The sequence below is a fragment of the Methylobacterium indicum genome (genome assembly GCF_001043895.1).
GTDB lineage: Bacteria > Pseudomonadota > Alphaproteobacteria > Rhizobiales > Beijerinckiaceae > Methylobacterium > Methylobacterium indicum.
In genome coordinates this window covers 1-22868 of the sequence record NZ_JTHF01000035.1, presented here as the reverse complement: position 1 = coordinate 22868, position 22868 = coordinate 1, and the positions used below count along the sequence as shown (strand labels likewise).

The window sequence follows — 22868 nt, the reverse complement described above, 5'->3', positions numbered from 1 at the left end:
TCGGCTCGGCGGCGATCTTCCCGACGGCGGCCCCGACCCGGATCCGCGAGGGCGCGAACCTCGCTCCGGATAGCCTTACGGGCCTGCCGCCATGCCGCAGGACACGTCGACCGGCGAACTTCGCAACGCGCCGAACGTAGTCCCCCGGATCATCGCGAGGCGCCGAACCGACCGGCCTCGCTGAAACGTCGGGAGACAGAACGATGGCCTACGACACCGATATCCCGCCCCACCTCTCGGCGCAGCGCGCCGACCCACCGGCGCCCGTCGACGCCGACAAGCCGAACACGGCCATGCTGAAGGGCGACATCGATTCGGGTCGCAGCGGCGACAAGGTCGAGGTGTTCGATCCCGGCATGGCGATGCTCGGGACCTGCGAGGAGGCGGGCGGCAACGCCCTGTCGCCGAAGGACATCGCCCGCGCGCGCTTCGCCGAGATCAAGGAGCGCTGGCGCCTGTCGCCGCGCAAGCCGGGCTACGCCCATGACCGCACCGACCCGACGCTCGCTCTGTATGTCGGCTTCATCGGCGTCGCGGGGGTCGGGCTCTCGGCCGCGATCTGGCTCGTCAGGGCCGCGGCCTGAGGAGAGCGACGGCATCAAGGGCCGCGACGCGCCGGTGCGTCGCGGCAAGCTGCGAGATCCCGACGGAGTGCCGCCGGGATCGGTCGTCCGTCAGGCGCGCCGGAACGCCAGGGCAGCACGGAACGGCGCCGCGACGAGAGTGCACAGTGCGCCGACCGTGAGCACGAGGGCGACGGAGAGGAGCGCTCCGAAGATACCGATGAACCGCACGCTGCTGCCTCGCTGAGCTGGCTTGAGGCCGGGTCGGATCCGCGGCCGGGTCGATGGGCAGGAGGCGCCGCAATCAAGGCAGGAGTGAGGACTCGACGCCACGATCAAGCTGAATTCGCCTGCGACGCGAAAGCCCGGTTCTCGGCTGTATGAATGTGGATGGAGAGCAAGGCGGAAGCGACGCCTCCCGCGAGGCGAAGTCATGCCGGGCGGCGCAAAGCCCATCGATATCGCCGGAAAAAGCACGCCCGCCGGAGGGTTAGGACCTCGGCGGGCGAACCGTCGTCGGCGATTGGGGAACCCGCCTTCGGGAGGGAAACGTGGTTCGAGCGGGGCAGTTCCCCGCCGGCCGCGCTACTCCCCGGCGGCGCTTTTGGCCGCCTTCGCCGCGGGCTTCTTGGCCGCGGCCGTCTTGGCCGCGGCCGGCTTGGTCGCCGCTGCCTTGGTGGCCGTACCTTTGGTCGCCGTCTTGCGGGCGGCGGGCTTGGCCTTCGCGTCGCCGTCCTCCGCAGCCGCGACCTCCGCCGAGTCGTTCCCGGCCGCCTTGGCGGACTTCCCGCTCGCCTTGGTTGCCGTTTTGCCGGCCGCCTTCGCCGACGCCTTGGCCGGCGCCTTGCGGGCGCTCGCCTTCTTCTTCGTCCCGCCGCCGGCCTCGCGGCGGGCCGCGATCAGGCGCAACGCCTCCTCGAGGGTCACCGCCTCGGCCGAGGCGCCCTTGGGCAGCGTGGCGTTGATTTCGCCGTCGGTGACGTACGCGCCGTAGCGGCCGGCCTTGACGGTGACCGGCTTGCCGCTGTCCGGCGCGGTGCCGATCAGGCGGCCGGGATCCTGCGCCGGGCGCCCGCCGCCCTGCTCCTTCTGGACGATCAGGTCGATGGCGCGGTTGGCGCCGACCTCCAGCACGTCGTCGTCCTTGCCGAGATTGGCGTAGGTCTTGCCGTGCTGAACGTAGGGTCCGTAGCGGCCGATATTGGCGAGGATCGGCTCGCCGGTCTCCGGGTGACGCGCCACCTCGCGCGGCAGCGAGAGGAGCTTCAACGCCTTCTCGAGATCCACCGCCGACGGCGTGAGACCGCGGGGCAGGGAGGAGCGTTTGGGCTTCTCGGCTCCCTTCTCGGTCGAGGCCTCGCCGAGCTGCACGAAGGGGCCGAAGCGGCCGTCGCGGAGCGTCACCGGCAGTCCGGTCTCGGGATCGTCGCCGAGCACCCGCACGCCGGGCTGGCCGCCCTCCCCGGAACCCTCGCCGTCGCCGTCGAGGCCGGTCGCGTTGAGCTGGCGGGTGTACTTGCACTCCGGGTAGTTCGAGCAGCCGACGAAGGCGCCGAACTTGCCGAGCTTGAGCGAGAGCTGGCCGCTGGCGCAGTTCGGGCAGGCACGGGGATTGCCCCCATCGGCCTTGGCCGGAAAAATGTGCTCGGCGAGAAGCCCGTTCAGCGCTTCCAGCACTTCCGTGGTGCGCAGCTCCTTGGTGCCGGCGATCGCCGCGGAAAAGTCGCGCCAGAAGTCGCGGAGCACCGACCGCCAGTCGATCTCGGCGTTCGAGACCCGGTCGAGCTGCGTCTCCAGGTCGGCGGTGAAATCGTACTCGACGTAGCGGCGGAAGAAGCTCTCCAGGAAGCCGGTGACGATCCGGCCCTTGTCCTCCGGCACCAGACGCTTCTTGTCGATCTTGACGTATTCGCGGTCGCGCAGAACCTGAAGCACGGCAGCGTAGGTCGAGGGCCGGCCGATGCCGAGCTCCTCCATCCGCTTGACCAGGCTCGCCTCGGAATAGCGCGGCGGCGGCTCGGTGAAGTGCTGGGTCGCGGCGATGCGCTCGCGGGCGAGCCCGTCCCCGGCCTTCATCGGCGGCAGGCGGCGGGATTCCTCGTCCTCCTCGTCGTCCTTGCCCTCCTGGTAGAGGGTGAGGAAGCCGTCGAACTTCACCACCTGGCCGGTGGCGCGCAGATCGATGCGGCGCGGGCCGACCTGGGCCGAGATCTCGACCGTGGTGCGCTCCAGCTCCGCCGATTCCATCTGGCTCGCCACCGTGCGGGTCCAGATCAGCTCGTAGAGCTTGGCCTGCTCGGGCTCCAGGAACCGCGCCACGTCCTTCGGCAGCCGGGCGAGGTCGGTGGGGCGCACCGCCTCGTGGGCTTCCTGGGCGTTCTTGGCCTTGACGCTGTACTTGCGGGGCGCGCCGGGCACGTAGGCGTCGCCGTACTCGGTGCCGATCACCTGGCGCGCCTGGGCCACCGCCTCGGGAGCCATGTCGACGCCGTCGGTCCGCATGTAGGTGATGAGGCCGACGGTCTCGCCGCCGATCTCGATGCCCTCGTAGAGCCGCTGCGCCACCCGCATGGTCTGGGCCGGGGCGAGGCCGAGCTTGCGCGAGGCCTCCTGCTGCAGGGTGGAGGTGGTGAAGGGCGGCTGCGGGTGGCGCTTGGCGGGCTTGGCCTCGACCGAGGCGACCGTGAAGGTGGCAAGCTCCAGGTCGCGCCGGAACGCCTCGGCCTCCTCCGCCGTGCCGACGTCGAGGCGCTGGATGCGCTTGCCGTCGGCGCCCACCAGCCGGGCCTCGAACACCGCACCGCTCTCGGTCTTCAGCGTCGCGACGATCGACCAGTATTCGCGCGGCTTGAAGGTCTCGATCTCGCGCTCGCGGTCGCAGACGAGGCGGAGCGCCACCGACTGAACCCGGCCGGCCGAACGGGCGCCCGGGAGCTTGCGCCACAGCACCGGCGAGAGGTTGAAGCCGACGAGATAATCGAGCGCGCGGCGCGCCAGGTAGGCGTCGACGAGAGCCTGGTCGATCGCCCGCGGCTGGGCCATCGCGGTCGCCACCGCGTCCTTGGTGATGGCGTTGAACGTCACGCGCTCGACCGCGACGTCCTTGAGCACCTTCTTGGCCTGGAGCGCTTCGAGGACGTGCCAGGAGATCGCCTCGCCCTCCCGATCCGGGTCGGTCGCGAGGATCAGCGTGTCGGCGCCCTTCACCGCCTTGGCGATCTCGGCGACGCGTTTCGCCCCGCGATCCTCCAGCTCCCACAGCATATGGAAGTCCTGCTCGGGATCGACCGAGCCGTCTTTCGCCGGAAGATCCCGGATATGCCCGAACGAGGCCAGCACCTCGTAGTCGCTGCCGAGATACTTATTGATCGTTTTGGCTTTGGCCGGCGACTCGACGACGACGACTTTCATGGACGGGCTGCCTCTTCGAAGAGCACACCGCGGCAGATCGGGCTTCAACTTGTGCGGGGCGGCCGGCACGGGTTTTAGCGCGGCGAAGCGGACAAGTGGGTGATGACGCGGCGGTTGTCAAATACCGCCAATGGTCCGACGACGCTCCTTGCGGCGGGCTGCCGCCGCTCCTATAGCCCTTCGCTCAGGATGAGCACCCAGGCACCCCCCGGCTTCCCGCACCGCCACCTCCTCGGCATCGAGGGCCTGTCGCCCCTCGACATCGTGGCGCTCCTCGACCGTGCCGACGAGGCCGTCGAGATCAGCCGCCAGGTCGAGAAGAAGCGCACCACGTTGCGCGGGCGTACCCAGATCAACCTGTTCTTCGAGCCCTCGACGCGGACCCAGTCCTCGTTCGAGCTCGCCGGCAAGCGCCTCGGCGCCGACGTGATGAACATGTCGGTCGCCTCCTCGTCGGTGAAGAAGGGCGAGACCCTGATCGACACCGCCGCGACCCTGAACGCGATGCGCCCCGACATCATCGTGGTGCGCCACCACCAGGCCGGGGCGGTGCATCTCCTCGCCCGCAAGGTCGATTGCGCGGTGGTGAATGCCGGCGACGGCGCTCACGAGCACCCGACCCAGGCGCTGCTCGATGCCCTCACCATCCGGCGCAACAAGGGCCGGATCGAGGGGCTCACCGTCGCGATCTGCGGCGACGTCCTGCATTCGCGGGTGGCGCGCTCGAACATCATCCTGCTCATGGCGCTCGGCGCCCGGGTGCGGGTGATCGGCCCCTCGACCCTGCTGCCGCCGGGGCTCGCCCGCTTCGGCGTCGAGGTCTTCACCGACATGCGCAAGGGGCTGAAAGACGTCGACATCGTCATGATGCTGCGCCTCCAGCGCGAGCGGATGAACGGCTCCTTCGTGCCCTCGGTGAAGGAGTATTTCCGCTATTTCGGCCTCGACGGCGACAAGCTGAGCCACGCCAAGGCCGACGCGCTCGTGATGCATCCGGGCCCGATGAATCGCGGCGTCGAGATCTCGTCCGAGGTGGCCGACGGCGCGCAGTCGCTGATCAAGGAACAGGTCGAGATGGGCGTCGCGGTGCGGATGGCGGTGCTGGAAGCGCTGGCGACGCACCTGCCGAACGCGTGACTGGCACGACGGCCAACCCTCCCCCCTCCGCGGGGGAGGGTGGCGAGCGGAGCGAGCCGGGAGAGGGGCGGCGCGACGTTGAACGATGTGGCTCCCCTCAGCCGACCACAGACCGCATCGCATGACCACACTCCTCCTCACCAACGCCCACCTGATCGACCCCGCCACCGGCCGCGAGGGCCCGGGCGCGGTCCTCGTCCGTGACCGGGTGATCGCCGACATCCATTGGGGCAGACCCGCCTCCGTGCCCGAGGGCGCCGAGGTGATCGAGTGCGGGGGGCAGGTGCTCACCGCCGGCCTCGTGGATCTGCGCGCCTTCGTGGGCGAGCCGGGCGCCGAGCACCGCGAGACGCTTGCCAGCGCGAGCGCGGCGGCTGCGGCCGGCGGCGTGACCACGCTGGTGTGCATGCCCGACACCAATCCGCCGATCGACGAGCCGGCGATCGTCGACTTCGTCCTGCGGCGCGCCCGCGACACCGCCAGCATCCACGTCCTGCCGGCGGCCGCCATCACCAAGGGCCTCGCCGGCCAGGTGATGACCGAGTTCGGGCTCCTGACCGAGGCCGGCGCCGTCGCCTTCACGGACGGGCTCAAGGCGGTCACCAACGCCCAGGTGATGCGCCGCGCCCTGACCTATGCCCGCGATTTCGGCGTTCTGCTGATGCAGCACGTCGAGGAGCCGACGCTGGTCGGCGACGGGGTGATGAACGAGGGCGAGATGGCCTCGCGACTCGGGCTCCACGGCATCCCGCGGGAGGCCGAGACGATCCTGCTCGAGCGCGACATCCGCCTCGTGCGCCTGACCGGCGGGCGCTACCACGCCGCGATGATCTCCTGCGCCGATTCGGTCGAGATCGTGCGCCGCGCCAAGGAGGCCGGGCTGCCGGTGACCTGCGGCGTCTCGATCAACAACCTGGTGCTGAACGAGAACGACATCGGCCACTACCGCACCTTCTGCAAGCTTTCGCCTCCCTTGCGCACCGAGGCCGACCGCCAGGCCGTGGTGGCAGCGCTGAACGAGGGCGTGATCGACGTGATCGTGTCCGATCACAACCCGCAGGACGTCGAGACCAAGCGCCTGCCCTTCGCCGAGGCCGCCGACGGGGCGCTCGGCATCGAGACCCTGCTCGCCGCCGCCCTCCGCCTGGTCCATGCCGGCGACGTCTCGCTGCCGCGGCTGCTCGCCGCCCTCTCGGCCGCGCCCTCGCGGGTGCTCGGCCGCGAGACGGGGCGCCTCAGCCCCGGCGCCCCCGCCGACCTCGTGCTGATCGACCCGGACGCGCCCTACGTGCTCGACAAGCGCCAGCTGAAGTCGCGCTCGAAGAACTCGCCCTTCGACGAGGCGCGGCTGCAAGGACAGGCCTCGCTCACCATGGTCGCCGGCCGCATCGTCCACCGTCACGGGGAGACGCGTTGATGGCGCCGGACTGGACGCAAATCGCCCTCTGGCTCGTCATCGGCTACCTGTTCGGTGCGATTCCCTTCGGGCTGATCCTCACGCGCTTCGCCGGCCTCGGCGACGTGCGGGCGATCGGATCGGGCAATATCGGCGCCACCAACGTGCTGCGCACCGGCCGCAAGGGGTTGGCGGCCGCGACCTTGCTCGGCGACGCGCTCAAGGGCACCGTCGCGGTGCTGCTCGCGTCGCGGTTCGGCGGATCGGACGCGGCGCTCGCCGCGGGGCTCGGCGCCTTCCTCGGCCACCTCTTCCCGGTCTGGCTCGGCTTCAAGGGCGGCAAGGGTGTGGCCACCTTCATCGGCGTGCTGCTCGGGCTGTTTCCCCTCGGGGTCCTGGTCTTCGCCGTCATCTGGCTCGGCCTCGCCGTCCTGCTGCGCTACTCCTCGGCCTCGGCGCTCGCGGCCTCGGCCGCCACGCCCGTCGCCCTGTGGGCGTTCGGGCAGGGGCGCCTCGCGGTGCTGTTCTGCGTGCTCGCCCTGCTGCTATGGTGGAAGCACGCACCCAATATCCGCCGCCTCGCCGCGGGCACGGAGGGGCGTATCGGCCAAAAGGGCTGAAGGTCTGACATCGACCCTCACCCAAGGTTCGACGGACCTTCGAGGGGGGATGGGTCTTGCAGTTAAGCGATGCGCAGCGCCTCGACTGGCTCCGGCTGATCCGCTCCGAGGGCATCGGCCCGCGCACCTTCCGAGGCCTGGTCAACCGCTTCGGCGGGGCGGGTGCCGCGCTCAAGGCCCTGCCGGACCTCGCCAAGGCGCGGGGCAAGCCGATCCGGGTCGCCACCAAGGCCGAGGCCGAGCGCGAGATCGCGGCGGCCGCGCGCCTCGGCGCCCGGTTCGTGGCGATGGGCGAGCCGGATTACCCCCTGCCGCTCCAGGCCACGGCGGACGCGCCACCGCTCGTCTGCCTGCGCGGCGACGCCGCCTGCCTCAAGCGGCCCGCCGTCGCCATCGTCGGCTCGCGCAACGCGTCCGCCGCCGGCCTCACCTTCACCGAGCGGCTGTCGCACGCGCTCGGCGCCGAGGGGCTGGTGATCGTCTCAGGGCTGGCCCGCGGCGTCGATGCCCGCGCCCACAAGGCGGCGCTCCAGAGCGGCACCGTCGCGGTGCTCGCCGGCGGGCACGACCGGATCTACCCGTCCGAGCACGAGGAGCTGGTCGCCCGCATCCTCGACAATGGCGGCGCCCTCGTCGCCGAGATGCCGATGGGCTGGGAGCCGCGGGGCCGCGACTTCCCGCGCCGCAACCGCATCATCTCGGGGCTGTCCCTCGGCACGGTCGTGGTCGAGGCGGCGCGCCGCTCCGGCTCGCTCATCACCGCCCGCTTCGCCCTGGAGCAGGGCCGCGAGGTCTTCGCCGTGCCGGGCTCGCCCCTCGATCCCCGGGCCGAGGGTACCAACGACCTGATCCGCGACGGCGCCACGCTGTGCGCCGCCCCCGAGCACGTCATGGCGGTGCTGACGCCGCTGATCGGCGGGCCGACGCCGGAGGCGGGCGCCGAAGACGCGGCGGACCGGCTGGAGCCCGCGCTCTACTGGGACGAGATCGACTTCTCCGCCGAGCCGGTCACCGCCATGGCGGCCGAGCCGGCGCAACGCCCCCTGGACGAAGCCCCGCGGCCGCTGGCGCGCCAGGACGACCGGGCGATCCTGCTCGAACTCCTCGGCCCGTCCCCGGTGCCGGTCGATGCCCTGGCGCGGCAGGCCGGGCTATCGGCCCGGGTGGTGCAGGGCCTGCTCATGGAACTGGAGCTCGACGGGAAGATCTGGCGGCATCCGGGCGGGACGGTGTCGCTGCGGTGAGAGGCGCGGGTGCGATCACGCCAGAAATTGCATTGGCGCTTCAGAATAATGCGCTTCCCCTCTCCCGTGTGGGAGAGGGGCTAGGGGTGAGGGTGCTACGGTCCTGAGTCAGACTCCGACCGTCCTGCTACCAGCACCACGCTCAGCGATTGACACTGAAGCGTGTCACCCTCACCCCTAACCCCTCTCCCACACGGGAGAGGGGCCCCCGCGACTTCCTGGTTTCGCGGGAACACTACGATATTGTTTCACCCCGGTGCATCGCCGCGACCTCGGGCGTGAACCGCCCGTCCGGCCCGTGCAGCACCAGGGCCGGCGCCAGGGCGAACGGCGCCCGGCTGCCGCGCATGCCCGCCACCAGCACCCGAATCGCCGCCGTCCCCGCCCGCGGCTGGACCGGCGTGACGCTGATGCCGCCGAACCGCCCCGCCATCGCGTCGAGGCAGGCGGGAAGCGCGTCGGCACGGTGAATCAGCACCAGCCGGCCGCCGGGACGGATCAGGTCGGCACAGGTGCGCAGCCATGCCTCCAGCCCGTCGGGCTCCGAGAAGCCGTGGGCCGAGGCCTTGGCGGCGACCGGCGAGGTGCGGTGCCGGCCGGGCTCGAAGAAGGGCGGGTTGGTGAGGAGCAGGTCGACCGTGTCGGGCAGGAGACCGGCTGCCCGCCGCGAGCGGCCCGGCGCCGTCACATCGGCCTCGATCACCTCGACCCGGTCGGCGAGCCCGTTCGCCTCGGCGTTGATCCGGGCAAGGCTCGCGGCTTGCTCGTCGCGCTCGACCAGCATCACCCGCGTCTCGGGGCAGGCGAGGGCGACCGCGAGCCCGACCGCGCCGGTGCCGGCGCCGAGGTCGCACACGGTCTCGCCCGGCCGCGCGCCGGCCATCGCGGCGAGCAACACCGCGTCGGTTCCGGCCCGGTGGCCGCCGCGCGCCGGCTGGCGCAGGGAGAGCCGGCCGCCGAGCCAAGAGTCCGGGCAGGAATCCGGGCAGGAATCCGGGCGAGACTCCTGGTCAGGGACGGGGGGCATCGCGCAACTCGTGCGACAGGCCGGCATCGACCAGGAGGCGGCGGGCCTGGCGGGCATGGTCCTCCGGCACCAGCAGCCGGCGCGGGAAGGCGCCGATCATCCCCTCCATCACGCTGATATGGTTGTCGGCGACGAGAACCGGAATATCGGCGCCCGTCAGGAGCGATTCCGCGAAGCCGATCAGGACGAGGTCGTTGGTGCGGAGAAGCTCGATCATGGTGAGGGGCGGGGTCCTTCTCGGATCGCGGCGGCCATACCACACCTCGTGTCCGGTTGCGTCGCATCCCCAGCCCGCCACGCCGGTTCCGGGCCTTGCGGCAGCTTGCGTGTTGCCGCCGGGGGCGCTCGCGTGCCAAAGGGGGCGGGAATTGATCGAGGTGCCCCGTCTTGGGGGGCGGCTCTCAGGAGATCGCGCGGGCGTGGGCGTCGTACTTCCCCTTCACGAGAGACCCTCCGATCCGGAGGCCAGCCTCGACGCCCTGGTCGGGCAGGTGGCGGGCGGGATGGAGCGCGTCAACGCGATGATCCTGTCGCGCACCGGCTCCGACGTGACGATGATCCCGGAGGTCGCCAACCACCTGATCTCCTCGGGCGGCAAGCGCCTGCGTCCGATCCTGACCCTGGCGACCGCCGCGCTCAGCAACTACGACCCGGCACGCGACGGCGACGTCAAGCTCGCCGCCAGCGTCGAGTTCATGCACACCGCGACGCTGCTCCACGACGACGTGGTCGACGAGAGCGACATGCGCCGCGGCAAGGTGGCGGCCCGGATCAAGTGGGGCAACGAGGCGAGCGTCCTCGTCGGCGACTTCCTGCTCGGCCAGGCCTTCAAGATGATGGTCGAGGTCGGCTCGCTGCGCGCCCTCGACATCCTGTCCTCCGCCGCCTCGGTGATCGCCGAGGGCGAGGTGATGCAGCTCACCGCCGCCCGCTCGACCGAGACCACCGAGGACGAGTATCTGGCGGTGATCCGGGCGAAGACCGCCGAGCTGTTCGCCGCCGCCTGCGAGGTCGGGCCGGTCATCGCCGAGCGTCCGGCGGCCGAGATCGCCGCCTGCCGCAGCTACGGCATGAATCTCGGTATCGCCTTCCAGCTCGTCGACGACGCCCTCGATTACGGCGGCACCAGCGCCGATCTCGGCAAGAACGTCGGCGACGACTTTCGCGAGGGCAAGATCACCCTGCCGGTGGTGCTGTCGTTCCGCCGCGGCAACGACGAGGAGCGGACGTTCTGGCGCCGCACCCTGGAGCGCCAGGAGATCGACGAATCGCGCGACCTCGACGAGGCGATCGCGATCATGCGCCGCCACCGCGCCCTCGAGGACACGATCGAGCGCGCGCGCCATTACGGCGCCATGGCCAAGGATGCGCTGGCGCTCTTCCCGGACGGGCCGATGAAGCGGGCGCTGCTCGAAGCCGTGGATTTCTGCATCGCGCGGGCGCGCTGAAGCGCCCGCCCCAAGGCCTGTTCGAATACCTGTTCGACAAGGCCTGGGCGATCGGTGCACGGGAACGACCCGGCACCCGAGGCCATCCTCTTCCGCCTCATTCCGGACGGCGCGTCCCGTGGCTTCGGGGACGCGCGAGAGAGGCAGGTGCAGCCGGTCGATGCTTGTATCCACGCGCGCCGACCGGCCTGGGGGAAGCCCGCGCCTCCCTGGTTCAGCGTAACAAGGTCGCCCGCACCCACCAGCCCGGCTGCGCCGCCGCGATGGTGCGCGCCGCCCGGACCGCCGCCGAGCGGTGGCCGAACAACCCGAACACCGTCGCCCCCGAACCCGACATCCGGGCGAGCCGACAATCCGCCTGATCGCGCAGGGCCGCGAGCGTGTCGCCGATCACCGGGGCGACCGTCAGGGCCGGGGCTTCGAGGTCGTTGCGGGCCGGCGCGATCCGGGCGAACAGGGCGTCGAGACCAGACAGCCCGTCGACCGCCGGATGGGTCTCGGCGGCCAGGGGATGCGCCTCGCCGACCTTGAGCCCGAGGGCGCGGAAGACCGGCGCCGTCTCGACCGGGACGCCCGGATTGATCAGCACCGCCGGCATCGGCGGCAGGGGGAGGGCGGGGCCCACCGCCTCGCCGGCGCCCCGCATCATCCGGGCCCGCGGATCGAGGCAGACCGGCACGTCGGCGCCGGTGCGGCGCGCCGCCGCCATCAGGGTGGGATGGTCGGGGGACAGGCCGTTGAGGCGGCCCAGCAGCCGCAGGGCGCCTGCCGCGTCCGACGAACCACCGCCGATCCCCGCCGCGACCGGCAGCCGCTTGACGAGGCGGAAGCGCCCGACCGCCAGCCCGGGCACCTCGGCGGCGAGATGGCGGGCGGCCCGCATCACCAGGTTGTCGTCGAGCGGACCGGCGGGGCCCGCGGTCGGACCGGTGACGACGAGATCGAGCGCCGGTCCCGGCTCCAGGGTCAGCAGGTCGCCGGCGGACGAGCCGGCGAAGACCACCAGGCTCTCCAGGGCGTGGTAGCCGTCGCCGGGGCGCCGGCCGAGGACGTGCAGCGTCAGGTTGATCTTGGCGGGCGCGCGGGTGGCGAGGGCTGGCACGGACGACGTCTCTTCAACGGCAGGTCTTCAACGGCGAAGGGGCGCGGTGCCTGTCCGGCACCGCGCCCGCGATCCGCATCTCGATGGGGGCGGAGGAGGGAGCTTCAGCCCCCGCTCTTCGTCTCCGTGCCCATGGCCGGCGGCTCGGTCGGGGCCGGGGCGCCCTTCGGCATCTCGGGCTGCGGCGCCGGCTGGCTGTCGGCGGTGGCGGCCGGCTTCTCAAGCTCCGGCAGGCCGTCCTTCAGCTTGGCCTCGATCTTCGCCAGATCCTCCGGCTCGGGGTTCAGGTCCTTGGCGTGCTGCCACTGGAACTTGCCCTCGAGCCGCCGGCCGGCGCGCCAGTAGGCATCGCCGAGGTGGTCGTTGATCGTCGGATCGCCGGGCTTCAGCTCGATCGCCTTCTCCAGTTCGCGCACCGCGTCGTCCCAGCGGCCGAGGCGGTAATAGGCCCAGCCCAGGCTGTCGATGATCATGCCGTCGCGCGGCTGCAGGTCGACCGCCTGCTTGAGCATGCGGAAGGCTTCGTCGATGTTCTGGTTCTGGTCGACCCAGGAATAGGCGAGGTAGTTCAGCACCTGGGCGCGGCCGTTGGGCTGCGTCGTCGGCACCAGTTCGAGCGCCTTCTTCAGGTCGGCCTCGGCCTTCGGCCATTCCTTGGCGCGCTCGTAGGACGTGCCGCGGAAGTAGTACAGGGTCCAGTAGTTGCGCGCCGGCTGGTCGCCGATCAGGTCGATCGCCTTGGTGTAGGTCTGGGCCGACTCGGCGTATTTCTTGCGCGAGCGCTGGACGTTGCCGAGCGCCGAGATCACGTCGATGTCGTTGGGATAGGTCTTGGCGACCTGGTCGAGGTGGGTGATCGCCTCCTCGCCCTTGCCCATCTGCTCCAGGTTGAGGCCGATCTGGATGTCGGCGTTGAGCTTGAGCGGCGAGCTCGCCGGCATGCGGGCGAAAACCTCGTTCGCCCGGTCCGGTGCCTTCATCCGCTCCAGGGTGTCGGCGAGGGTGAGCAGCGCCAGCGAATGCTCGGGGGCGAGGTAGAGGGCGAGGCGCAGGTAGACCACCGCCGGCAGCTCGTCGCCCTGCGAGGTCCCGGCCGAGCCGAGGCCGTAGAGCACCTCCGCGGCACCTTCCTGGGCCGAGTTGATCAGCGGCGTCAGCGGTTTGCCGGCCTTCAGCTTGTCCAGGGCGTCGCGCACGATCGGGTGGCGCGGCAGGACGTTGTCGAATTCCTGGTAGGCCGCCACCGCGAGGTCGGGCCGGCCCGACTCGGCCTCGAAGCGGCCATAGGCATCGACGATGCGCAGGGTGTTGCGGTCGGAATCGTAGGCCGATTTCAGCCGGCGCTCCGCCTCGACCTTGTCACCGACGAGGGCGGCGATGAGGCCGGCATGATAGTCGCGGAAGACGTTGTAGTAGCGCTCGCCCTTGAGCTTGTTGATCGTCTCGAGGGCCTTCTTGCCGTCGCCGGCCCCGGCATAGGACCAGGCGGTGAGCAGCGTCGAGGTCAGGTCGGCCGCCGCGCCCTTGCCGCCGCGCTGCAGGTTCTGCCGCGCCGCGCCGTATTGCTTGGCCTTGATCTTCTGCACGCCCAGCGCGAGCTGGGCGAGGCCGTTGGCCCCGTCCCGCTGCGTCAGCTTCTCGGCGGCGCGGAACGCCTCCGGCAGGGAGCCGTCCGCGAGGAGGGCCACGAAGGAGCGCTCGAGGAGTTCCGCGTTGCGCGGGTCGCCCTTCACGGCCTCCCGATAGTAGGTCGCGGCGGCGGCGGTGTCGCGCGAGGCCCCGGCGATGTAGGCCGCGAGGAAGTTGCCCTCCAGCGAATCGGCCGGCTCGTAGGATTGCGGTGGCGCCACCTCCCGCACCGGCAGCCGCGCGGCGAGGGCCGGCGCCGTCGAGACGGTGAGAAGGAGAGCCAGCGCGGCGAGCGCACGTCCGCGGCGGGGGGCGGGGATTCGGGTCTTGAGCACCAAACTCGTGGCTCCGTGGTCGCGCCGGCCGCGGCGCCGGCACGCGAAATCGGCGCGACATTGGACCTTGCGCGGGGCAGCGGCAAGACCAAACGGCGGCGGCGATGTGTCGGGGGGGCTGCACCGTGCCGGCTCGCGCGTCGCCTCGCGGCATAACCGTGATCCCGGTTGCAATACAACCTGTAACGTAAATTTTAAGCATTCGCCGCGATACAGAGGTCGGATACTGGTCGATACTACCTGAACCGAGCCGCCGAATATGTCATTACGTTCACAAATTTTTGCCATCTTGGGCGCGGTCGGCTGCCTGCTGGTTTGGCTTGCTGGTTATCAGGTCTCCGAAGCCTGGCATCAGGCGGAGGTGATGCGGCGCGCGGCGGACGCGAACCGGGTCACCGATGGTCTCGCCGCCGCCGCGGCGTCGCTCGCGGCCGAGCGCGGACTCGCCACCGGCTGGCTCGCCAAGCCGCCGCCATCCTCGGAGCACCCCGCCCTCACCCGCTTGCGGGAAGACGGGGACCGCCGGCTCGCCGGTGCCCTGGAGGGTCTGCGCCGGGACGACACCGCGTCCCAGGCCGCCGCCGCCGCCCTGTGCGAGGCGCGCCGCGACCTCGCCGCCCTGCGCCAGCGTGTCGACCGCGTGCTGGCCGGCACGCCCGATGCCGATCTCGCCGCCGCCTGGTTTCCTGCCGCCACCGGAGTGATCTCCCGCGAGTTGGCGCTGTTCGACGCGGTGCGGGCCGGGGTCACCGGATCGATGCCCGGGACGATCCATCACGGTCTCGACGTGAAGCGCGCGCTCTGGGAGGCCGGCGAATATGCCGGCCGCGAGCGCGGGCGCCTCAACGGCGTGATCGCCGGGCGCCAGCCGTTGAGCATCGACCAGATCCGCGGCCTCGCCGCCTCCGCCGGCCGGATCGAGGGCGCGCTCGCCGCGGCCCGCGCCTCCGAGGCGGCCCTCGGACCGGCATTCAAGGACGCGCTCGCCGGTACCACGCGCCGGATCGAGGCGTTCGAGGCGACGCGCGCGGCGGTGTTCCGTGCCGGCGCCGCTCGCGAGCCCTATCCGGTCGCCGCCGAGGACTGGTTCCGCCAGGCGACCGAGGTGATCGCCGGCATCGGCGAGGCCCGGACCGCCGCCACCACGGCCCTCGACACCTTCGTGACCGGGGAGATCCACGCGAGCGAACGCTGGTTCGTGACCGCGTTGGCGATCCTCGCCGTCGCGGTCGCGACGGTCGGCGGCGGGGCCCTGCTGCTGGTGCGTGGCGTGACCGGCCCGCTTGCCCGGATGATCGAGGCAATGCGCCGCCTCACCGCGGGCGATCTCACGGTAGCGGTGCCGACGGCGTCGTCCCGCAGCGAGATCGGCGCGATGGCCGCCGCGATGGTGCAGTTGCGCGACGGCCTCGCCCGGGCCGCGTCCCTGGAGCAGGAGGCGGCCCTGGCCCGCGCCGGGGCGGAAGCGCAGCGCCGCGCGGCCCTGCGCGACCTCGCCGACCGGTTCGAGACGGCCGTCGGCGGCGTCCTCGTCGCCGTCACGGCCGCCGCCTCGGAGATGGAGGCGACCGCCCGCGGCATGACCGAGATCGCCGGGCGCACGGCAGACCAGAGCACCGGCGTCGCGGCCGCCGCCGAGGAGGCCTCGTCCAACGTCGCCACCGTGGCGGCGGCGGCGGGCCAGCTCGGCGCCTCGGTGGACGAGATCGGGCGCCGGATCGGCGCCTCGGCCGAGATGGCCCGCACCGCCTCCGACGCGGCCGGGGAGACGGCGCGCCTCGTCCACGACCTGCAGCAGGGCGCGGCGAGGATCGGCGACGTGCTCGGGCTGATCTCGTCGATCGCCGATCAGACCAACCTGCTCGCCCTCAACGCCACCATCGAGGCGGCCCGCGCCGGTGCGGCCGGTCGCGGCTTCGCGGTGGTGGCCGCCGAGGTCAAGGCGCTCGCCGGCCAGACCGGCCGCGCCACCGCGGAGATCGCCGAGCAGATCGCCCGCATCCAGGGCTCGACCGAGAAGGCGGTGACGGCGATCGGCGGGATCGCCGGCCGGATCGGCGAGATCAGCGACGCCTCGACCGCCGTCGCGGCGGCGGTGGAGGAGCAGGGCGCGGCGACCCGGGAGATCGTGCGCAACATCGGCGAGGCCGCCAAGGGCACGGGGGAGGTCACGGGCGGCGTCGTCCAGGTGGCGGGTGCCGCCGACGAGACCGGCGCGGCGGCCACGCAGGTCCTGTCCGCCGTCAGAGAACTGGCGCGCCAGTCCGAGCACCTGCGCGGGGAGGTGGGGCGGTTCCTCACCACCATCCGGGCGGCGTGAAACCCGCTTCTCCGCCGGTCACGAGACGTCGCGGGATGCCCTCTCCCGTGTGGGAGAGGGGGAGGGGCGATCGAAGATCGCGCGAGGGTGACACGTTTCAGCGTGAAGCACTCAGCGTGGTGCTGGCAACGGAACGGTTTGAGCCAAACCCAAGACCGTAGCACCCTCACGCGGGATCTTCGATCCCCAGGCCCCTCTCCCGTGTGGGAGAGGGGAGATGCGCTCCATTCTGCAGAGCCGGCAAAACCTAATCGATCCTACATATTCACGTAGTTCGGACCGCCAGGACCTTCCGGGGTGACCCAGTTGATGTTCTGGTTCGGATCCTTGATGTCGCAAGTCTTGCAGTGGACGCAGTTCTGCGCGTTGATCTGGTAGCGCGGCGCACCGCCCTCCTCGATCCACTCGTAGACGCCGGCCGGGCAGTAGCGGCCGGACGGCCCGCCGAACACGTCGTGCTCGGAGGATTTTTGCAGGCCCATATCCTTGACTTGGAGGTGGACCGGCTGGTCCTCCTCGTGATTGGTGTTCGACAGGTAGACCGACGACAGGCGATCGAAGGTCAGCACCCCGTCCGGCCGGGGGTACTTGATCGGCTTCACGTCCTTGATCGGCTTGGTGCAGGCATAGTCCGGCTTGCCGTGGCTGAGCGTGCCGAACAGCGACAGGCCGGCGAGCTCGTTGAGCCACATGTCGAGGCCGCCGAGGCCCACGCCGACGACCGTGCCGTACTTGGACCAGAGCGGCTTGACGTTGCGCACGCGCTTCAGGTCGTAGCCGATCGGGCTCGCGCGCCAGCCCTCCTCGTAGGAGGTCAGCTCGTCCTGGGCCCGGCCGGCGGCCAGCGCCTCGTGGATCGCCCCCGCGGCCTGCATGCCCGACAAAACCGCGTTGTGCGAGCCCTTGATCCGCGGCACGTTGACGAAGCCGGCCGAGTCGCCGACGAGGCAGCCGCCCGGGAAGACGAGCTTCGGCACCGATTGCCAGCCGCCTTCCATGATGGCCCGGGCGCCGTAGCCGATGCGCTTGGCACCCTCGAACACGTCCCGGATCATCGGGTGGGTCTTGAAGCGCTGGAACTCCTCGAACGGCGACAGGGTCGGGTTCTCGTAGTTCAGGTGCGTGACGAACCCGACCGAGACCAGATGGTCGTCGAAGTGGTAGAGCCAGGACCCGCCGCCGGCCTTGTTCGGCAGCGGCCAGCCCATCGAGTGCTGCACCAGTCCGGGCCGGAATTTCTCCGGCTTGACCTGCCACAGCTCCTTCACGCCGAGCCCGTACTTCTGGTGGTCGGAATGCTGGTTGAGGCGGTAGCGGTCGATCAGCTTCTTGGTCAGCGAGCCGCGGGCGCCCTCGCCGAACACCGTGTACTTGGCGCGCAGCTCCATGCCGCGGGTGAAGTCGTCCCGCGCCTCGCCCGAGCGGGCGATGCCGAGGTCGCCGGTGGCGATGCCGACCACGGCTCCCGCGTCGTCGTACAGGATCTCGGCGGCCGGGAAGCCCGGATAGATCTCGACACCGAGCTCCTCCGCCTTGCGGCCGAGATACTTGGTGACGTTCGAGAGCGAGCCGACGAAGTTGCCGTGGTTGCTCATCAGCTTCGGGAAGGCGATGTTCGGCAGCGAGAGGCCGCCCGCCGGCCCGAGGAACATGAACTCGTCCTTGACCACCTCGGTCTTGAGGGGGCGGTCCGGGTCCTCGCGCCAGCCCGGCACGAGGGAGTCGAGGCCGCTCGGATCGACCACCGCGCCCGACAGGATATGGGCGCCGACCTCGCTGCCCTTCTCGACCACCACCACCGACACCTCGGTGCCGGCCTCAACGGCGAGCTGCTTCAGCTGGATGGCGGCAGCCAGCCCGGCCGGGCCCGCTCCGACGATCACCACGTCGAAGTCCATCGCCTCGCGTTCCGGCAGCTCCATCCCGTCTCTCCCTTCTGTCCTGATAGTTCACATATAAACGATCTCGGGCCGCCTCAAGCGGTTCCGTCGGCCGGACCGTGCGACGGCATGTCCCCGGGTGCAAGCGTCCGACCCCGACGGCACCGGCGAGAATGCCTGTGCGCGTCATGTCGCGCCGGTTGTCCACAGCCGCGCGGCACGCCACATCTCACTCCATGACGCCCGATGCTCCCGACAGCCGCGACCTGCTCTCCTTCCTCGACTTCCACGTCGAGGCCGGCGTCGACGTCGCGCTGGACGAGACGCCGCACGACCGCTTCGCCGAGCCGGAAGCGCCGCGCCGCGCCGCCCGGACGGAGGCCGAGGCCCCGGTCCAGCGGGACATGGAGCGGCACGAGGCGCCGCGCCATGAGTCTTTCCGCCATGAATCTGTCCGCCAGGACGCTCCCCGTCAGGAGCCGGTTCGGCAGGAGCCGCCCCGACAGGACGCCCCGCGCGCCGAGCCGCCGAACACCTACGGCCGCTCCGCCGCCGCGGCTCCGGGCGAGGCGGCGGGCGATGCCCGGGAACTCGCCGCCACCGCGGCGAGCCTGGAGGAGCTGGAAGCCCTGCTCGCCCGGTTCGAGAGCTGCGCGTTGCGCTTCACCGCCAAGAACCTCGTCTTCGCCGACGGCAACCCGCAGGCGAAGGTGATGTTCGTCGGCGAGGCGCCGGGCGCCGACGAGGACCGGATCGGCAAGCCGTTCATGGGCCGCTCGGGCCAGCTCCTCGACCGGATGATGGCGGCGGTCGGGCTCGACCGCACCAACGCCTATGTCGGCAACGTCGTACCCTGGCGCCCGCCGGGGAACCGCAACCCGACCCCGCAGGAGCTCGCGACCTGCAAGCCGTTCATCGAGCGGCAGATCGCGCTCGCCGATCCCGACATCCTGGTCTGCCTCGGCGGCGTCGCCACCCAGGCGCTGGCCGGCACCAAGGACGGCATCCTGAAGTCCCGCGGCCGCTGGTTCCCCTACCGCACCGACAAGCGCGAGATCCGGCTGCTCGCGACCCTGCACCCGGCCTACCTGCTGCGCCAGCCGTTGCAGAAGCGCCTCGCTTGGCGCGACTTCCGGGCCCTGCGGGCGGCCCTCGACGAGGGCGGGCGCTGAGAGCCGGCGCATGCGGGCAAGCGGAACCGTGCCGGCTCCCGTCGATTACCCTTGAGCCTTTCGCCTGCGCCGCGTAGCCGTCGCGGCCAAGGTTCACGGGCCGACGGGACGCTACCATGCGCTGGGAAGATTTTCGCACCTCCGACAACGTCGAAGACCGCCGCGGCGAGGGTGGCGGCGGCGGCGGATTCGGTTTTCCGGGCGGTGGCGCCGGGGGCCTGGGCATCGGCACCGTCGTCATCCTGTGCATCATCGGCTGGGTCACCGGCATCAACCCGGCGATCCTGATCGGCGGCGCCGAGCAGATGACGCGCCCGCGTGCGCCGCAGGAACAGCAGGGCCAGCCGCAGCCCGACCGGCGCACCGGCGCGCCGACCGACCAGTCCGGCAAGTTCGCCGCCGCGATCCTCGGCAACACCGAGGACGTGTGGAAGACGGTGCTGCCGAACCAGACCGGGAAGCAGTATACCCCTACCACGATGGTGCTCTACACCGGCGGCACCCGCAGCGGCTGCGGCCAGGCCCGGGCCGCCATGGGTCCGTTCTACTGCCCGCTCGACAAGAAGGTCTATCTCGACACCACCTTCTTCAAGGAGATGGAGCAGAAGTTCCACGTCAAGGGCGACTTCGCCTATGCCTACGTGATCGCCCACGAGGTCGGCCACCACGTCCAGGACGTGCTCGGCATCCTGCCCAAGGTGCAGCAGAAGCAGCAGCAGGTCGGCGAGCGCGAATCGAACGCCCTCTCGGTCCGCGTCGAGCTGATGGCCGATTGCCTCGCCGGCGTCTGGGCCAAGAACTCGAACGACCGCTTCAATTCGCTGGAGCCCGGCGACATCGAGGAGGCGATGCAGGCGGCGAGCGCCATCGGCGACGACAAGCTCCAGAAGCAGAGCCAGGGCTACGTGGTGCCGGATTCCTTCACCCACGGCTCCTCGGCCCAGCGCATGCGCTGGTTCCAGACCGGCTATCGCAGCGGCCAGACCCAGTCCTGCGACACGTTCCGGGCCTCGCAGCTGTGACGGCCCGCCTCGACGCGTCCCGGGCCTTCGTGCCGCTCGGCATCGCGGTGCTCACCGTCTCGGACACCCGTACGCTGGCCGACGACCGCTCGGGCGACACCCTCGCCGAGCGGCTGGGGCAAGCGGGCCATCGGCTCGCCGACCGGGCGATCGTGCCGGACGAGGTCGAGGCGATCCGCTCTCAGGTGAAGGCCTGGGCGGCGGATCCGGCGGTGGATGCGGTGATCACCACCGGCGGCACGGGCTTCACCGGCCGCGACGTGACCCCGGAAGCCCTCGAGCCCCTGTTCGAGAAGCGGATGGACGGGTTCTCGGCCATCTTCCACCGCATCTCCTACGACAAGATCGGCACCTCGACGCTGCAGTCGCGGGCGACCGCCGGAGTGGTGAACGCCACCTACGTGTTCGTGCTGCCCGGCTCGCCCGGGGCCTGCCGGGACGCCTGGGACGGCATCCTGGCCGCCCAGCTCGATTACCGGCACCGGCCCTGCAACTTCGTCGAGATCATGCCCCGACTCGACGAGCACCTGAAGCGCGGGGCGCCGCCGAGCCCGTGACGCGATCGCGGCGCGCAATCGTCATGACGGGTGCGTCCCATGTCGGCGAGGGTCGTGACGGCATTCCCCGGGGCCGTCGTGAGGCTGCCCCGGGGAGACCCGCCGCGATCCGCTCAGCCGGTGCAGGCATCGCCGTCGGCACGCTTGGTGTCCGACCGCGGCCACACGCGATGCCGGACGTAGTTCTCGACCGTGAAGGCGCTGCCGCCAAGAACGATGAGGGCCAGAATGGCCTCACGGAAATCCCCAGGGTTCGTCATCGGATCAGCTCCCAGCTCGGATGCTTTCCTTTGGGTCATGCAGCAGGATGACCGTTGCTGCACTGAGTTAATCGCCGAAGATCGCCCGGGTTGCCGGGATCCGGCCGGAAACGACGGTCTTAAGCATTAAGAGTTTTTAACGCGCGATGTCGTCCGCACGGCGTCGCTCAGACTCGCCGGTACCACGGGGAGGCGTGGTCGCCCTCGAACAGCGAAATCGCGGCGGTTATCGATGCGTCCGCGACGCGCGCGGCCTCATCCCCGCAGCAGCGCCGCCCGCAGGGGCCTGACGGGCAGGCGGACCTTGAGCGGCAGGCCCGCCCGCAGGGCCTCGGCCCTCACGAGGTCGCCGGCCCGGATCTGCCGCGTGCCGGTCAGGGCCTCGCGCCGTCCGGCGATCCGCTCGAAGAGGGGCGCATGCGGGCGCCGCAGCCGGCCGACCGCCTCCGGGCTCGTCGTGGCGGCGAACCGGTCGAGGGTGCGGATCCAGCCTTCCGCCGGCACGTCGCCGGCCTCCAGGCACAGCAGCCAGGGCCGGCGCGCCGGCCCGGCCGCCGCCGCCCAGGGGTTGTGCCCCCGCGCCACCAGGGCCGCCCCGGTGCTCTCCGCCATGGTGGCGACGTCCGGGTCCTCGGGATGCGCCGCCGCGATCACCGCGTCGCCCACCACGCCCGCCGCGACGCCGGCCACCAGGGCCGCCAGGGTATCGGCGAGGGCGTCGATGCGCTCGGGCGTGATCGCGCCGGGGAGATGGATGACTGCCGTGAACATGATCGCGCCATAGCGGATGGGACGCGGCGCGTCCTGCCTCGATCGTCGGCACTTGCGGGGAATCTCGATCCGGCTCTTGCGCTCGTTCTTGTTATGTTCGATTTTCCGCCGCGGCGACGGTGGAGATGTCGATGGAAGCGGGCTGCGGACGGGAGGCGCGCCGCCTCCAGGGATCGACCCCGGCGGCGGAGACCCGCCGCGGGCGCGGCGCCACCGCCAACCCGACCGGGCGGTTCGAACCGGGCGCCCGCGAGGCCTTCGCGGATGGCTGGGACCGGGAGGAGGAGCTGCCGCCCCTGCGCACCGAGGTGACGCTGGAACGGGCGCGCAGCATCATCACCCGCAACACGTCGCCCGATATCGGCTTCGATCGCTCGATCAACCCGTATCGCGGTTGCGAGCACGGATGCGTCTACTGCTTCGCCCGGCCGAACCACGCCTATGCAGGACTCTCGCCGGGGCTCGACTTCGAGACCAAGCTCTTCGCCAAGCCGGATGCGGCGGCGCTCCTCGAGGAGGAACTCTCGGCCCGGGGCTACGTGCCCCGCACCATCGCGCTCGGCACCGCCACCGACCCCTACCAGCCGATCGAGCGGCGCTACCGCCTGACGCGGCAGATCCTGGAGGTGCTGGCGCGCTTCCGGCACCCGGTCGGCCTCGTCACCAAGTCGGACCTCGTGCTGCGCGACCTCGACATCCTCGGCGAGATGGCGCGCGACGGGCTGGTGAAGGTCGCCCTCTCCGTCACCACCCTCGATCCGGTCCTCGCCCGCCGGATGGAGCCCCGCGCCCCGCATCCCGAGAAGCGCCTCGCGGCGATCCGGAGACTGGCGGAGGCGGGCGTGCCCACGATGGCACTGGTGGCGCCGCTGATCCCGGGCCTCAACGACCACGAGATCGAGGCGGTGCTGGCCCGCGCTCGCGAGGCGCTTCTCGGGATGCGGGGCGCGGGGCTCCATCCGGCGGGCGAGGAC

19 protein-coding genes are annotated in these 22868 nt (G+C 71.3%); 11 read left to right on the top strand and 8 right to left on the bottom strand.

Features of this window, described 5'->3' with window-relative positions:
• Nucleotides 1–203: 203 nt before the first annotated feature.
• Nucleotides 204–584: a hypothetical protein gene (locus QR78_RS04740; protein WP_048426355.1), complete on the top strand. Its 381-nt coding sequence runs from the start codon at nt 204–206 to the stop codon at nt 582–584.
• Between the two features lie 564 nt (nt 585–1148).
• Here the strand turns inward: QR78_RS04740 and topA are convergent.
• Complete coding sequence (topA, locus tag QR78_RS04735) at nt 1149–3974, bottom strand: type I DNA topoisomerase (RefSeq protein WP_048426354.1); 2826 nt, start codon at nt 3972–3974, stop codon at nt 1149–1151.
• A gap of 189 nt (nt 3975–4163) precedes the next feature.
• Here topA and QR78_RS04730 point away from each other — a divergent pair, with 189 nt between their 5' ends.
• The 4 genes from QR78_RS04730 to dprA all read left to right on the top strand — a co-directional run bounded on the left by QR78_RS04730 (nt 4164) and on the right by dprA (nt 8371).
• Nucleotides 4164–5111 (top strand): aspartate carbamoyltransferase catalytic subunit, encoded by a 948-nt coding sequence (locus tag QR78_RS04730; RefSeq protein ID WP_048426353.1) that lies wholly within the window; start codon nt 4164–4166, stop codon nt 5109–5111.
• 121 nt (nt 5112–5232) lie between these two features.
• Nucleotides 5233–6528 carry a dihydroorotase gene (locus QR78_RS04725; RefSeq protein WP_048426352.1) on the top strand — a complete coding sequence of 432 codons (1296 nt, stop codon included), beginning with the start codon at nt 5233–5235 and terminating at the stop codon, nt 6526–6528.
• Complete coding sequence (gene plsY / locus QR78_RS04720; protein ID WP_048426351.1) at nt 6528–7127, top strand: glycerol-3-phosphate 1-O-acyltransferase PlsY; 600 nt, start codon at nt 6528–6530, stop codon at nt 7125–7127. Before QR78_RS04725 ends, plsY begins: the two co-directional genes overlap by 1 nt.
• 56 nt (nt 7128–7183) lie before the next feature.
• A complete protein-coding gene (dprA, locus tag QR78_RS04715) occupies nt 7184–8371 on the top strand; it encodes a DNA-processing protein DprA (protein ID WP_048426350.1) in 1188 nt (395 codons plus the stop codon).
• Nucleotides 8372–8606: 235 nt separating this feature from the next.
• Here the strand turns inward: dprA and QR78_RS04710 are convergent, their stop codons facing one another.
• Both QR78_RS04710 and QR78_RS04705 read right to left on the bottom strand, forming a co-directional pair.
• Entirely contained in the window at nt 8607–9398 is a 792-nt protein-coding gene (locus QR78_RS04710; protein WP_048426349.1) for a tRNA1(Val) (adenine(37)-N6)-methyltransferase, read from the bottom strand.
• On the bottom strand, nt 9382–9615 hold the full coding sequence (locus QR78_RS04705) for a putative signal transducing protein (RefSeq protein ID WP_048426348.1): 234 nt from the start codon (nt 9613–9615) through the stop codon (nt 9382–9384). Before QR78_RS04705 ends, QR78_RS04710 begins: the two co-directional genes overlap by 17 nt.
• 202 nt (nt 9616–9817) lie before the next feature.
• Here QR78_RS04705 and QR78_RS04700 point away from each other — a divergent pair, with 202 nt between their 5' ends.
• Nucleotides 9818–10846 (top strand): polyprenyl synthetase family protein, encoded by a 1029-nt coding sequence (locus QR78_RS04700; RefSeq protein ID WP_048426347.1) that lies wholly within the window; start codon nt 9818–9820, stop codon nt 10844–10846.
• 214 nt (nt 10847–11060) lie between these two features.
• Here the strand turns inward: QR78_RS04700 and QR78_RS04695 are convergent, their stop codons facing one another.
• Together QR78_RS04695 and QR78_RS04690 are read right to left on the bottom strand one after the other, a co-directional pair.
• Nucleotides 11061–11948 (bottom strand): 4-(cytidine 5'-diphospho)-2-C-methyl-D-erythritol kinase, encoded by an 888-nt coding sequence (locus tag QR78_RS04695; RefSeq protein ID WP_048426346.1) that lies wholly within the window; start codon nt 11946–11948, stop codon nt 11061–11063.
• 104 nt (nt 11949–12052) lie between these two features.
• A complete protein-coding gene (locus tag QR78_RS04690) occupies nt 12053–13912 on the bottom strand; it encodes a tetratricopeptide repeat protein (protein WP_179945831.1) in 1860 nt (619 codons plus the stop codon).
• Nucleotides 13913–14276: 364 nt separating this feature from the next.
• Between QR78_RS04690 and QR78_RS04685 the strand changes: the two genes are divergently transcribed.
• Nucleotides 14277–16232, top strand: a complete 1956-nt coding sequence (locus QR78_RS04685) for a methyl-accepting chemotaxis protein (RefSeq protein ID WP_053220796.1) — start codon at nt 14277–14279, stop codon at nt 16230–16232.
• Nucleotides 16233–16489: 257 nt separating this feature from the next.
• Here the strand turns inward: QR78_RS04685 and QR78_RS04680 are convergent, their stop codons facing one another.
• On the bottom strand, nt 16490–18154 hold the full coding sequence (locus QR78_RS04680; protein WP_048426345.1) for an electron transfer flavoprotein-ubiquinone oxidoreductase: 1665 nt from the start codon (nt 18152–18154) through the stop codon (nt 16490–16492).
• 194 nt (nt 18155–18348) lie between these two features.
• Between QR78_RS04680 and QR78_RS04675 the strand changes: the two genes are divergently transcribed.
• The 3 genes from QR78_RS04675 (at nt 18349) to moaB (ending at nt 20863) form a co-directional block, all read left to right on the top strand.
• On the top strand, nt 18349–19284 hold the full coding sequence (locus tag QR78_RS04675; protein WP_048426344.1) for a uracil-DNA glycosylase: 936 nt from the start codon (nt 18349–18351) through the stop codon (nt 19282–19284).
• 116 nt (nt 19285–19400) lie between these two features.
• Entirely contained in the window at nt 19401–20306 is a 906-nt protein-coding gene (gene ypfJ / locus QR78_RS04670; protein WP_048426343.1) for a KPN_02809 family neutral zinc metallopeptidase, read from the top strand.
• Nucleotides 20303–20863 carry a molybdenum cofactor biosynthesis protein B gene (gene moaB / locus QR78_RS04665; RefSeq protein ID WP_048426342.1) on the top strand — a complete coding sequence of 187 codons (561 nt, stop codon included), beginning with the start codon at nt 20303–20305 and terminating at the stop codon, nt 20861–20863. The genes ypfJ and moaB overlap by 4 nt, the downstream gene beginning before the upstream one ends.
• 113 nt (nt 20864–20976) lie before the next feature.
• On the opposite strand, the gene QR78_RS34820 is transcribed toward moaB, so the two are convergent.
• Together QR78_RS34820 and QR78_RS04660 are read right to left on the bottom strand one after the other, a co-directional pair.
• Nucleotides 20977–21123 (bottom strand): hypothetical protein, encoded by a 147-nt coding sequence (locus tag QR78_RS34820; protein ID WP_158004009.1) that lies wholly within the window; start codon nt 21121–21123, stop codon nt 20977–20979.
• 255 nt (nt 21124–21378) lie between these two features.
• On the bottom strand, nt 21379–21894 hold the full coding sequence (locus tag QR78_RS04660) for a hypothetical protein (protein WP_048426341.1): 516 nt from the start codon (nt 21892–21894) through the stop codon (nt 21379–21381).
• Between the two features lie 125 nt (nt 21895–22019).
• Between QR78_RS04660 and QR78_RS04655 the strand changes: the two genes are divergently transcribed.
• Nucleotides 22020–22868, top strand: an 849-nt coding sequence (locus QR78_RS04655) for a PA0069 family radical SAM protein (protein ID WP_048426356.1), incomplete at its 3' end; no start/stop codon positions are given.